This is a genomic window from Sedimenticola thiotaurini (assembly GCF_001007875.1).
In the GTDB taxonomy this organism is placed as follows: domain Bacteria; phylum Pseudomonadota; class Gammaproteobacteria; order Chromatiales; family Chromatiaceae; genus Sedimenticola; species Sedimenticola thiotaurini.
The window spans coordinates 3,492,509-3,504,169 of the sequence record NZ_CP011412.1 but is presented as its reverse complement, the minus strand read 5'-3'; the positions used below and the strand labels follow the sequence as shown (position 1 = coordinate 3,504,169).

Below are 11,661 nucleotides of genomic sequence, written 5' to 3'. Positions count from 1 at the left end.
AGCGGACCCTTGCGGGGCTACACTTCAGGAGAAAAGAAACAGGAGTAGCAATTTTCTATGTCTACACAGAACTACTTGGTGATATCCGCGCTGGGAAAAGATCGCCCCGGCATTGTCGACGAACTCTCCAAGGCGATACTGAATATCGGCTGCAATATCGCCGACAGCCGCATGACCGTTCTCGGCGGTGAGTTTGCCATTCTGCTGATGGTGGAAGGTAACTGGAATACCCTCGGCAAGCTGGAAGAAGCGATCCCCGCACTGGAACAGCAGCTCGACCTGACCATCATTGTCAAACGCACCGAAGCCCGCGACAGCACCGCCCGGGCCCTGCCCTATGTGGTGGACGTGGTCTCTCTCGATCATCCGGGTATCGTGCACCAACTGGCCAACTTCTTCTCCCAACGCAAGATCAATATCGAGGATATGGCCACCACCAGCTACGCCGCGCCCCATACCGGCACCGTGATGTTCTCAGTCCATATGACCGTGGGGATTCCGGCAGACTTGCACATCGCCACCCTACGGGACGATTTCATGGAGTTTTGTGACACCATCAATCTGGACGCCATTATCGAACCGGCCCAGCGCTGATCCGCGCCACACGCAGCAACCCCACAACCCGATGCAGGACAAGCCACCGATGACTGACCAGGAGAAGCGCCGACTGTTTGTGCTCGATACCAACGTACTGATGCACGACCCCACTGCTATCTTTCGCTTCAAGGAGCACGACATCTTCCTCCCCATGGTAGTACTGGAAGAGCTGGACAAGGGCAAGAAAGGGGTCTCCGAGGTGGCGCGCAACGTGCGCCAGGTATCCCGCTTCCTGGATGAACTGATGTCGGGTGCCAGCAAACAGCAGATCGATACCGGCCTGCCCCTGCCTGCACCGGCGAACGGCACCAGCACGGCAACAGCGCCGGCCGGCCGGCTGTTTTTCCAGACCACCACCCTGGCCAGCCACCTGCCTGAGAGCCTGCCGGGAAATATGCCGGACAACAACATATTGAGTACTGCCCTGACCCTGCAGCAGGAGCATCCCGAGATGCAGGTGACCCTGATATCCAAGGACATCAACCTGCGCATCAAGGCAGCCGTATTGGGGGTACCGGCGGAGGATTACAATAACGACCAGGTGCTGGACGACGTCAACCTACTCTACAGCGGCGAGGCGGAACTGGAGGCCAATTTCTGGGAGGAACACAGTAAAAACCTCGACTCCTGGCAGGAGCAGGGCCGCACCTACTACCGTATCAAGGGCAAGGATACCCAGGCCTGGTACCCCAACCAGTGCCTGTTCCTGGACGACGATTCCAAGTTCGAGGCCATAGTGCGGCGCCGCGACGGTGACGACGCCATTATCGAGATGGCCACCGATTACCGCAGCGCCAACCATGCGATCTGGGGCATACGGGCGCGTAACCGGGAGCAGAACTTCGCCATCAACATGCTGATGGATCCGGAGGTGGATTTCGTCTCGCTGCTGGGCAGCGCCGGTACCGGCAAGACCCTGCTGGCCCTGGCCGCCGGGCTCGCCCAGACCCTGGACATGAACATCTACCGGGAGATCATCATGACCCGGGTGACCGTGCCGGTGGGCGAGGATATCGGCTTCCTGCCCGGCACCGAGGAGGAGAAGATGACCCCCTGGATGGGCGCTCTGATGGATAACCTGGAGGTACTGACCCAGACCGAAGGGGGCGAGTGGGGCCGGGCTGCCACCGATGAGCTGCTCCGCTCACGTATCCGCATCCATTCACTCAACTTCATGCGCGGACGCACCTTCCTGAAGAAGTACATCATCCTGGACGAGGCGCAGAATCTCACCTCAAAACAGATGAAGACCCTGATCACCCGGGCCGGCCCCGGTACCAAGATCGTCTGTCTCGGTAACGTGGCACAGATTGACACTCCCTACCTGACCGAAACCACTTCCGGTCTGACCTACGTAGTGGACCGGTTCAAGGATTGGCGCCACAGCGGCCATATCACCCTGCTGCGGGGTGAGCGCTCACGCCTGGCCGACTACGCCTCGGAGGAGCTGTAGTCCTGTTGGGTTACCCCTTCAGCTAACCCAGGCTGCGATAAATCCGACACAAACGGTGCGAACCTGGCAGGGTGGGCACGTCTTTTATGCCCACGCGGGTGGTGCGGCACGGGGTAAAAGGTGGGCAGACGACATGTTCAACCGGACAACAGCCGCAGGATCGCGTTCCGGTTGGTCCAGGATGTGGCTTTACAGGCCGCCTGCGCGGCCGGGAGCCAGCGCATCTCGGCGTGCTCGCGGGGATTGAGCCGGATCAGCCGACGGGACGGTAACCGGAAGTAGAAGAGGTGTTCCCGGTTGTAGTGTGCGGAAGGGGCAAAACGGGCTCGCCAGGCCGGCAGAATGGGGAAACGCTCCGTGTGGCGGGCATCCCGCAGGCGACCCTGGTGGTGGAGACCGGTCTCTTCAAACAGCTCCCGTTCCGCTGCCTGACGGGGTGACTCGTTCCACTTCAGACTGCCGGTAACGGACTGCCAGAACCCCCTGGGCTGGGTGCGATTGAGCATCAGCACCTCGCCCCGGTCGGTGTAGATCACCACCAGAACCGACTCTGGACGTTTATAGGTTGGCCGCACCGGTCCGCTCCAGTTGTCAAATAAGCATCCTGCTTGTCCGATTACCCAATCGACGACACCCGACTGAACCATTCAGCCATTACGATAAACGTCCGGGCCAGCCTTCACTGACCCGAACGCAGCCTGCTCAGCCCTGCTCTTCCGCCTTTGGCGTACGCACCCGGATAGAGAGCTCCCGCAGTTGGGCGGGACTCACTTCGGACGGTGCCGCCGTCAGCATACAAGCCGCTGTCTGGGTCTTGGGGAAAGCCATCACGTCACGGATGGAACCGGCGCCGGCCAGCAGCATCACCAACCGATCCAGGCCAAAGGCCAGACCGCCATGGGGCGGACAACCGTATTTCAGCGCAGTGAGCAGGAAGCCAAACTTCTCCTCGGCCTCCTCTTCACCGATACCCAGCAGCCGGAATACCCGCTCCTGCACGGCGCTGTTGTGAATACGGATGGAGCCACCGCCCACCTCGGTACCATTCAGCACCATGTCATAGGCCCGGGACAGGCAGGCACCCGGATCGCTCTCCAGCAGGTCCAGCTGATCCTCCTTCGGCGCGGTAAATGGGTGGTGCAGCGCATTCCAGCGGTCCGCGCCCTCGTCCCATTCGAACATCGGGAAGTCGACCACCCAGACCGGGTGCCAACCGGGCTGCATCAGCCCCCGATCTTCACCCAGCTTGACCCGCAGGGCGCCCAACGCCTCATTCACCACCGAGGCCTTATCAGCACCGAAGAAGATCAGATCGCCATCCTGGGCGCCGGTGCGCTCCATGATGCCGTTGACCGCCTCATCCGGCAGGAACTTGAGAATCGGCGACTGCAAACCATCGCGCCCCTGGCCACTCCAGTCGTTCACCTTAATGTAAGCCAATCCCCGGGCCCCGTAGATACCGACGTACTTGGTGTACTCGTCAATCTCCTTACGGGTCAGCTCACAACCCTTGGGCAGGCAGAGGGCCGCCACACGGCCTTTGGGGTCCTTGGCGGGTCCGGAGAACACTTTAAAATCGACCCCGTCCATGAGATCCGCCACGTCCACCAGCTCCAGCGGACAGCGCAGATCGGGGCGATCAGAACCGAACCGGCGCATCGCCTCCTGGTAGGTCATGTGGGGGAACGGATCGGGCAGATCCACGTCCAGCACCTGCTTCACCACGCCCCGGATCATCTCTTCCATGGCGTTCATGATCTCGTTCTCACTCATGAACGAGGTCTCGATATCCAGCTGGGTGAACTCGGGCTGGCGATCAGCACGCAGATCCTCATCACGGAAACAGCGCACAATCTGATAATAACGGTCCATGCCGGACATCATCAGCAGCTGTTTGAACAGCTGGGGTGACTGGGGCAGGGCAAAGAAGTGGCCCGGATGGGTTCGGGACGGCACCAGGTAATCCCGCGCCCCTTCTGGAGTCGCCTTGGTCAGCATCGGTGTCTCGATATCGAGAAAGCCGTTATCGTCCAGGTAGCTGCGCAACGCCCGTGTGACGGCAGCCCGCAGCATGATGCGCTTCTGCATCTCGGGGCGGCGCAGGTCGATATAACGGTAGCGCAGGCGCACCTCTTCGGAGACCCGCTCATGCTCATCCAGCTGGAACGGCGGGGTGTCGGCCCGGTTCAGCACCTCCAGACCGAGTCCGAGGATTTCGATTTCACCGGTCGGCATATCCGGGTTGACGGTGCCTTCGGGACGGGCGCGCACACGACCACGCACCTTCAGTACAAACTCGTTGCGAACCTGTTCAGCGATGGCGAAGATATCCGGCAGGTCCGGATCGTACACCACCTGGACGAGTCCTTCGCGATCCCGCAGATCGATAAAAATCACCCCGCCATGATCACGTCGCCGGTGAACCCAACCGCAAATTTCGACCTCCTGGTCGATATGTGAGGCGTTTATATGACCGCAATAGTGGGTGCGCATACTCGATATTACCGTTACAGACTGATTTCAGGCGAGAAATTCGCCCGACTGAGAAAACAGGAAATTTTAAGGTTTGGATACGAGAGGCGCAAGCACTGAGTCGATTTAATTGTTCGTGGGGGGAGAAATCGACGCGCCTCCTGACCAATGGGAGACCCGGCGCGGCGAACAACCGACTGTCCGGACAACCATTCAGCTGTTGTAACCGGACACCCTGCAACCGGATAAAAATGGGTACTTCCCGGACTAGTTTAGAGAATAGAGGATTGAACTGCTAAAGGGATTTCGCCCGGTCTGCCGCTCTTTGACGAGGTACTTTTACCATACGAAGTGACCCGGCGCAGGGGACCGGGTGCCTGGTTTAGAAAAACCGGGAGTCCTGCGCTCAGTGACCGGGATCAATCCCGTCGGTCTGCCGGGAGGTTTTCTGCCCCTGGGGCACCACCGCCCCCATGGACATGAGCATTTTCAATCCGTCATCCACGCTCATATCCAACTCCACCACATCCTCCCGGGGCACCATGACGAAGTAACCGCCGGTCGGGTTGGGGGTGGTGGGAACGTAGACATTCACCACATCCCGCCCGGTTTTGAGCTGGGCTTCACCCGCATCGGTACCGGTCTGAAAAGCCAGTGTCCACAACCCTTTGCGGGGAAACTCGATCAACAGGACTTTCCTGAAGGATTGCCCCGCCTCGCTGAACATGGTCTCCGCCAGCTGCTTGGCCCCTGAATAGACGGACCGAACCAACGGAATGCGGGCCATCAGGCGTTCCCAGACGGAGACCAGGGAGCGACCAAACAGATTGGCCACCATCACCCCGGTGACAAATACGATCAACACCGAGACCAGCACACCGAGCCCGGGAATGGAGAAACCCAGCAGCTGTTCCGGCCGGTAGGCCTCCGGCAACAGTAGCAGAGATCCATCCAGCCAGCGCACCAGCAGACGCACCACCAGCAGCGTTATGCCCAGCGGCACCCAGACCAGCAGTCCGGCCACCAGGTAGCGGCGGATTAATCGCATATCGCGGGATCAGGGCTCACAGCTACTACAGGCACCGGCACCGCAGGCAGGCGCCGGCTTGGAGTCCTGCTTGTCTCCGCTGTGCAGATTCTTCTGTTTGCCACTCTTGAAGTCTGTCTCGTACCAGCCCTGCCCCTTGAGACGGAACCCGGCCGCCGATATCAGCTTTTTCAGCGCGGGTTTACCGCACTTCGGGCACTCGGTCAGCGCCTCATCGCTCATTCTTTGCATCGCCTCCAGCTCATGGCCGCAGGCTTCACAACGGTACTCATAAATCGGCATGCGTTACTCCTGATCGTTCAATAGCCCCGGGCAAACTCCGGGGCGCAAAATAGCAGTGGATGTTAGCACAATTAATGGTGGTTCAAAGGCTTTCCCGAGCCACTGCAACAACCGGTGAAAACCTGCTGCAATACAAACCTGTCCGACGGGCGCTCAACAAAACCGTCCTCCTCACCCGATCGCCGGCTTCACAATCCCAGCTTCTGCACATCCTCACCCTGGTCGAGCTGCTGTTGCACTTTGGCCTCTTCCACCAGACGAACCAGTTTCATATGTTCATCCACCGGCAGCCCGAAACGCAGAAACAGCTCCAGATGCTCCAACACCTTCTCCAACATCTGGTCCCGCTGGTGCAGATAGAGCAGCGATCTGGCCAGAAAATCCGGATCATCATCCCGCTCCCGCATCTGTTCGGCTAGGCGTAGCGCCCGGTTTAATTGATCATCAGTCGGTTTCATAAATTACTTCCCTGCCAGTTGCACCAGGCGGATCTCCACCCGGCATAAATAAGGTCAATTCCCGATTTCTGCAAGTGCCATTAAAACAGGTACCACAGCTCCGGTGACGCCGGCGACCGGTCTGGCACATTGCCTGAAAAGAACACAACACCCTTCCGGTCTTATTGTACGTGTCCTGACGTTGCAAAGCGCCATAACAACTCTGTTTCCCGCACAAGTACAGATCCACCCACAGCATAAACGGAGTATTAACGGCAAAACGACCAGCGATCCACAACAAAAACAGACAGGCATTTCAACCAGAGGAGATCCAACATGAAGCAGACCAGCTCCAGAAAGACCCTGACAGCCATTGTCAGTGGCTGTCTGACCACCGTCGTACTCGGCGGCACCCCACTCTATGCGGCCAATCCCTGCGCGGCCAGATCCAGAAATCCCTGCGCAGCAAAAAGCATCACCCCCTGTGCCGGCAGGAACCCTTGCACCGCCCAGTCGATGAATCCCTGCGCGGCCCGGATCAACTCCGCTGCCGTAACACGTCCCGATAACTACCAACCCTACCAGGCTGATCAGGCCACACTGCTGGCCGAGGGCGAAAGACTGTTCAAGGATACCAGCCTGAGCAGTAACGGCATCTCCTGTAACAGCTGCCACAACAACCATGGCATGTTCCAGGCCACATTCGCCCAACCCTACCCCCACTACGTACAGATGGCCAATGACCAGTTTCAGGTAAAAACCGTTCACGCCGACGAGATGGTACAGCTCTGCATGGTCTCCCCTATGGCGGCCCAACCCCTGGCCTGGGACTCCATGGAACTGGCCGCCCTGGCCACTTACGTGACCCATCAGCAGAAAAACTTTGCCGAATCGCACAGCAGCGGGACCATGAACCCTTGTGCGGCGAAAAACCCCTGTGCCGCAAAGAACCCCTGCGCGGCAAAAAATCCCTGTGCAGCCAGAAATCCCTGCGCCGCCAATTGAGAAACAGGTGGCGGGCCAAAGCCCGTCACCTGACCCGCGCGCCCGCACCGGGGGACAGCATGGGGTCAGCTCCCCCTGATCGCCTCCGGTGATGGTATCGCCACTTTTTCTGCCGGCACACCTCCCGTGGAACCTGCTGAAGGTGCCCGAATTTACCGCCCCGGCTGCGCTGCATTGGCAACGATTATGCGATCCTGCTTTGGGACTTTGACAGATGAGTAACAGAGAACCACACATACAGCCACCCCAGCTGATACCACCCAACCCCGTCCACCTGCTCCAGGACGAGATCAAAACGATGTTGCATGCCGGTGACGAGGTTCGCTCCTGCATGGGCGCACTGGAGCGGGTCGGACTGAACCTGGTGGGGGAGATGCTCAAAGGGCAGGGGGATTTTGTCGAACTGGAACACTATCCCCGTGATGACGTGTTTGATAACGAGACCTTTGGCCAGTACTACTACCACGCCCATCGCAGCGATATTCAGGAGCACGGTCATTTCCATACTTTCCTTCGCACCGGCGGACGCGCCTGGCCGGCTGAGCCACTGGATTACCCCCTGACCAGTGAACCCTGGCCCCAGGGCCAGGATGCCATCGCCCACCTGGCGGGCATCTCCATGGATGCCTGGGGACGCCCCATCGGCCTGTTTGCCGCCAATCGCTGGGTGACCGGAGAAACCTGGTACAGCGCACGGGACGTAATCGAGATGCTGCCTCAATTCGCCATCGAACACGCCTGGCCCTCCTGGCCGGTAAACCGCTGGATCAGTGCCATGCTGAGACTGTTCCGGCCCCATATCCAGGCACTGCTGCTGCATCGTGACCAGATGATGGAGTACTGGCAACAACGTCACCCTGGGCAGGATGTGCTGGAGGACCGGAACCTGGAGTTGACCGGCTATCTGCCCATCTCAATCGACCATTGGATAGCCTCACTGGAGCAGGTCCAGCGGGGCTGATCCGACGCGGCACCTAAAGTGGCCACAAGATCCTCCACGTCCCCACCATCAGGAAGAGGATTTCGACTGACCCAGGGCAAAAACAGCAGGGGATATTCCTCTATACTTTAATCTCCGGGGTCGTTGACCCGTTTATCAACTTGAGAGAGGAATGATTATGAATGCAGCCTGGGTAGTTGTTGCTGACACAAGCCGTGCAAGAATCTTCTCCGCCGAGAACGCCTTTAGTCCCCTGGTAGAGATCCACACCCTGGATCATCCGGAGGCCCGCCTGCATACCGGGGATCTGGTAGCGGACCGGCCGGGGCGTGACCGCAGCGCCGGTCCCCGCAGTCATGACGTGGGTCATGTCAATGAAACCAAGCACGATGAGGCAGTACGCTTCGCACACCAGGTCTGTGCCACTCTGGAATCAGGTCGAGCCCAGGGCCATTTCAACAAACTTCATGTTATCGCCGCGCCCAGCTTCCTTGGGCTCTTGAGAAAGCAACAGCCGCAACCCCTGCAGAAACTGGTTGCCACTGAGATATCCAAGAATCTCACTACCCAGGATGTTGAGACCATCCGCAAAAATCTGCCCCATAGACTCTGAGCAGACCCCGCACAGGCCGTGGCACATAGGCGGCGCGCCACCACGGCCTGGCCATAATCCGCCGGATTATCACCATTCACCCTGCCTATACGGGGTAACGGTGGGTCGATTGGCCCCGGTTAGGCGGTACCAGCATAGGTGAAACCGGCATCTTCAACTGCCTGCCTGATCAGGTCATCATCGTCCACTCCATCGACAGTCACCAGTCCACCTTCCAGTTGAACATCCACACTGGCCTGGGCCGCCGCTGTCTTGATTGCCTGCTCCACTGAACTGGCACAACCGCCACAGGTCATGCCTTCCACTTTATAGGTCTTTGCCATCATCGTACTCCAACAACAGAGTTAAAAATTATCGGGCTGAACTGCGCCAGCGCCGTAACAACAGGGAATTGGACACCACGCTCACCGATGACATGGCCATGGCCGCGCCGGCCACCACCGGGCTGAGCAAACCGGAGGCTGCCAGGGGAATGGCGATCAGGTTATAGATCAGCGCCCAGAACAGATTCTGCCGGATCTTCCCATAGGTGGCACGGGATATGGATATGGCATCGGACACCAACTGGGGATCACCCCGCATCAGGGTAATCCCAGCGGTATGCATGGCCACATCGGTTCCCGTGCCCATCGCCATCCCCACATCCGCCGCCGCCAGGGCCGGCGCATCATTGATGCCGTCCCCCACCATGGCCACCACCCGCCCCTGCTCACGCAGACGCACTACCTCGGCTGCCTTCTCCTCCGGCAGCACCTCGGCCACCACCTGGTCGATGCCGACCCGGTCGGCTACCGCGCGGGCGGCGTGTCGATTGTCACCGGTCAGCATCACAGTCAGGATGCCCTGCCGCTTCAGCGCCGCCACCGCGTCTGGCGCCTCCGTTTTGACCGGGTCGCTGACAGCGATATAGCCAAGCACTCCAGCAGCCGGAGCGGTCTCCGCCACCCACATCAGGGTGCGTCCCTGATTCTCCAGTTGTGCGGCTTCGGCCGCCAGACTATCCAGAGCGATCCCCTGCTCGTTCATCAGGCGACTGTTGCCGATCAGCAGCTTCCGATCGCCCAGCCGGGCAGCCAGTCCACGTCCGGCCAGGGTGTTGAAATCCGTCACCGGCTGCAGGGTGAGCCCATCCGCTTCAGCCCGTTCCAGTATGGCGTGGGCCAGAGGGTGCTCACTGCCCTGCTGGGCAGAAGCGGTCAACTGCAGCAGTGCCGCAGCATCCCCATCCAGCGCCACTACCGACTCCACCGTGGGTCTGCCCAGGGTCAGGGTGCCGGTCTTGTCCAGAATCACCGCACTGCAGTGGTGGGCCCGCTCCAGCGCCTCCGCATCCTTTATCAGCACGCCGTTCCTGGCTGCCACCCCGGTACCCACCATCAGCGCGGTCGGTGTAGCCAGGCCGAGGGCACAGGGGCAGGCGATCACCAGCACCGATACCGCCGCGATAAAGGCCACTTCCAGGTTGGAGCCGATCAGCCACCAACCCAGGAAAGTGAGCAGAGCAATACCAGCGACCACCGGCACGAATATGGCGGAGATCTGATCCACCAGTTTCTGTACCGGCGCCTTGCTGGCCTGGGCGCTCTCCACCAGGCGGATAATCCGCGCCAGAGTGGACTCGGTGCCGACCGTGGTAGCTTCCACCCGCAGCAGGCCCGAACCGTTTACCGACGCCCCGGTGACCCGATCACCGACACTCCGCTCCACCGGCAGGGATTCACCGGTAATCAGGGATTCATCCAGTTGGCTCGCCCCTTCGACAATCAAGCCGTCCACCGGCACCCGTTCTCCCGGCCGGATCACCACCACCTCGCCATGGGTGACGCTCTCCGCCGGCACTTCTACAACGCCACCATCCCGCTCAACCCGGGCCAGTTCCGGTTGCAGATCCATCAGGGCACGGATGGCGGATGCGGCGCTGCGCTTGGCCCGCCCCTCCAGCCATTTGCCCAACAGCACCAGGCTGATCACCATGGCGCCCGCCTCAAAATAGAGATGACCTCCGGCACCACCGAACAGGGTTACCCAGGCGCTTAGCCCCCAGGCGGCACTGGTCCCCATCACCACCAGCACATCCATATTGCCAGCGCCACCCCGCAGGGATTTGTAGGCCCCTTCATAGAAGCGCCATCCCAGCCAGAACTGCACCGGTGTAGCCAGCGCCAGCTGCCAGAAAGGGGGCAACTCGGCCTGTATGCCGAACGGCATCAGCAGCATTGGTAACGCCAGTGGCAAGGACAACGCCAGTGCCAGAATCAGTTTCCGCAACTCCCGGCTTCTGCGCTGTTCGGCCAGTACCTGCAGGCGGGCCTGCTGTTCGGCAGCCGTGGCGACCGGTGCTGCCTTGAAACCCGCCCGCTCCACCGCCGCAATCAGTTCAGCCTGGGACACCAACCCGGCCGGCGCGGTAACTGACGCCTTTTCCGTTGCCAGGTTGACTACCGCCCGTTCCACCCCGGGCAGGCGGGACAGCACCTTCTCCAAACGAGTGGAACAGGCGGCGCAGGTCATGCCACTGATCAGCAACTCCCGGGTTTCCGAAGGGACTGAAAAGCCGGCCCGACTGATCGCCGCGGTAATATCCAGGGGAGAGATCTTTGCCCGGTCAAACTCCACGCTGGCACTGTTGGCGGCGAGATTGACCTGGGCCACGGAGACACCGTTCTGCTTGCCCAGCACACGCTCCAGGCGGGTCGAACAGGCGGCGCAGGTCATACCTTCCACGGGCAGATTGATACGCAGTGACTCATTGGGTGTCTGTTGTTGCATAACGGTTTCGTTGCCGGTCAGGCCGCGGCGCCAGGGATTGTCGGA

12 protein-coding genes are annotated in these 11,661 nt (G+C 60.2%); 5 read left to right on the top strand and 7 right to left on the bottom strand.

What is annotated here, in order from left to right; all coding sequences use genetic code 11:
- Positions 1-57: 57 nt before the first annotated feature.
- Both AAY24_RS16130 and AAY24_RS16125 read left to right on the top strand, forming a co-directional pair.
- Positions 58-594 carry a glycine cleavage system transcriptional repressor gene (locus AAY24_RS16130; RefSeq protein WP_046860554.1) on the top strand — a complete coding sequence of 179 codons (537 nt, stop codon included), beginning with the start codon at positions 58-60 and terminating at the stop codon, positions 592-594.
- Between the two features lie 49 nt (positions 595-643).
- Positions 644-2,050 (top strand): PhoH family protein, encoded by a 1,407-nt coding sequence (locus AAY24_RS16125; RefSeq protein ID WP_046861385.1) that lies wholly within the window; start codon positions 644-646, stop codon positions 2,048-2,050.
- 137 nt (positions 2,051-2,187) lie between these two features.
- On the opposite strand, the gene nudB is transcribed toward AAY24_RS16125, so the two are convergent.
- The 5 genes from nudB to AAY24_RS16100 all read right to left on the bottom strand — a co-directional run bounded on the left by nudB (position 2,188) and on the right by AAY24_RS16100 (position 6,310).
- A complete protein-coding gene (nudB, locus tag AAY24_RS16120; RefSeq protein ID WP_052761281.1) occupies positions 2,188-2,625 on the bottom strand; it encodes a dihydroneopterin triphosphate diphosphatase in 438 nt (145 codons plus the stop codon).
- Between the two features lie 127 nt (positions 2,626-2,752).
- Positions 2,753-4,543, bottom strand: coding sequence for an aspartate--tRNA ligase (aspS, locus tag AAY24_RS16115; RefSeq protein ID WP_046860553.1), 1,791 nt, complete (start codon positions 4,541-4,543; stop codon positions 2,753-2,755).
- Between the two features lie 385 nt (positions 4,544-4,928).
- The gene (locus AAY24_RS16110; RefSeq protein ID WP_046860552.1) at positions 4,929-5,570 is read right to left on the bottom strand and encodes a DUF502 domain-containing protein; all 642 of its coding nucleotides are present in this window, start codon (positions 5,568-5,570) and stop codon (positions 4,929-4,931) included.
- Between the two features lie 9 nt (positions 5,571-5,579).
- The gene (locus AAY24_RS16105) at positions 5,580-5,852 is read right to left on the bottom strand and encodes an FmdB family zinc ribbon protein (RefSeq protein ID WP_046860551.1); all 273 of its coding nucleotides are present in this window, start codon (positions 5,850-5,852) and stop codon (positions 5,580-5,582) included.
- 188 nt (positions 5,853-6,040) lie between these two features.
- Positions 6,041-6,310, bottom strand: a complete 270-nt coding sequence (locus AAY24_RS16100) for a hypothetical protein (protein WP_046860550.1) — start codon at positions 6,308-6,310, stop codon at positions 6,041-6,043.
- A gap of 315 nt (positions 6,311-6,625) precedes the next feature.
- On the opposite strand from AAY24_RS16100, the gene AAY24_RS19515 reads away from it, so the two are divergent.
- From AAY24_RS19515 to AAY24_RS16085, 3 genes are all read left to right on the top strand, one after another.
- Positions 6,626-7,294, top strand: a complete 669-nt coding sequence (locus AAY24_RS19515; RefSeq protein ID WP_046860549.1) for a c-type cytochrome — start codon at positions 6,626-6,628, stop codon at positions 7,292-7,294.
- A gap of 214 nt (positions 7,295-7,508) precedes the next feature.
- Complete coding sequence (locus AAY24_RS16090) at positions 7,509-8,255, top strand: DUF6969 family protein (protein ID WP_082117188.1); 747 nt, start codon at positions 7,509-7,511, stop codon at positions 8,253-8,255.
- A gap of 157 nt (positions 8,256-8,412) precedes the next feature.
- Positions 8,413-8,847 carry a host attachment protein gene (locus AAY24_RS16085; RefSeq protein ID WP_046860547.1) on the top strand — a complete coding sequence of 145 codons (435 nt, stop codon included), beginning with the start codon at positions 8,413-8,415 and terminating at the stop codon, positions 8,845-8,847.
- Between the two features lie 119 nt (positions 8,848-8,966).
- Here the strand turns inward: AAY24_RS16085 and AAY24_RS16080 are convergent, their stop codons facing one another.
- Together AAY24_RS16080 and AAY24_RS16075 are read right to left on the bottom strand one after the other, a co-directional pair.
- A complete protein-coding gene (locus AAY24_RS16080) occupies positions 8,967-9,170 on the bottom strand; it encodes a heavy-metal-associated domain-containing protein (protein ID WP_046861383.1) in 204 nt (67 codons plus the stop codon).
- A 28-nt stretch (positions 9,171-9,198) separates the two neighbouring features.
- Positions 9,199-11,616, bottom strand: a complete 2,418-nt coding sequence (locus AAY24_RS16075; protein ID WP_046860546.1) for a heavy metal translocating P-type ATPase — start codon at positions 11,614-11,616, stop codon at positions 9,199-9,201.
- Positions 11,617-11,661: the final 45 nt, after the last annotated feature.

Excerpts from the sequence above, each read along its gene's own strand:
- AAY24_RS16130 (WP_046860554.1), top strand. The coding sequence starts at position 58 with ATGTCTACACAGAACTACTTGGTGATATCCGCGCTGGGAAAAGATCGC.
- AAY24_RS16125 (WP_046861385.1), top strand. The coding sequence starts at position 644 with ATGACTGACCAGGAGAAGCGCCGACTGTTTGTGCTCGATACCAACGTA.
- aspS (WP_046860553.1), bottom strand. The coding sequence starts at position 4,543 with ATGCGCACCCACTATTGCGGTCATATAAACGCCTCACATATCGACCAG.
- AAY24_RS16110 (WP_046860552.1), bottom strand. The coding sequence starts at position 5,570 with ATGCGATTAATCCGCCGCTACCTGGTGGCCGGACTGCTGGTCTGGGTG.
- AAY24_RS16105 (WP_046860551.1), bottom strand. The coding sequence starts at position 5,852 with ATGCCGATTTATGAGTACCGTTGTGAAGCCTGCGGCCATGAGCTGGAG.
- AAY24_RS16100 (WP_046860550.1), bottom strand. The coding sequence starts at position 6,310 with ATGAAACCGACTGATGATCAATTAAACCGGGCGCTACGCCTAGCCGAA.
- AAY24_RS19515 (WP_046860549.1), top strand. The coding sequence starts at position 6,626 with ATGAAGCAGACCAGCTCCAGAAAGACCCTGACAGCCATTGTCAGTGGC.
- AAY24_RS16090 (WP_082117188.1), top strand. The coding sequence starts at position 7,509 with ATGAGTAACAGAGAACCACACATACAGCCACCCCAGCTGATACCACCC.
- AAY24_RS16085 (WP_046860547.1), top strand. The coding sequence starts at position 8,413 with ATGAATGCAGCCTGGGTAGTTGTTGCTGACACAAGCCGTGCAAGAATC.
- AAY24_RS16080 (WP_046861383.1), bottom strand. The coding sequence starts at position 9,170 with ATGGCAAAGACCTATAAAGTGGAAGGCATGACCTGTGGCGGTTGTGCC.
- AAY24_RS16075 (WP_046860546.1), bottom strand. The coding sequence starts at position 11,616 with ATGCAACAACAGACACCCAATGAGTCACTGCGTATCAATCTGCCCGTG.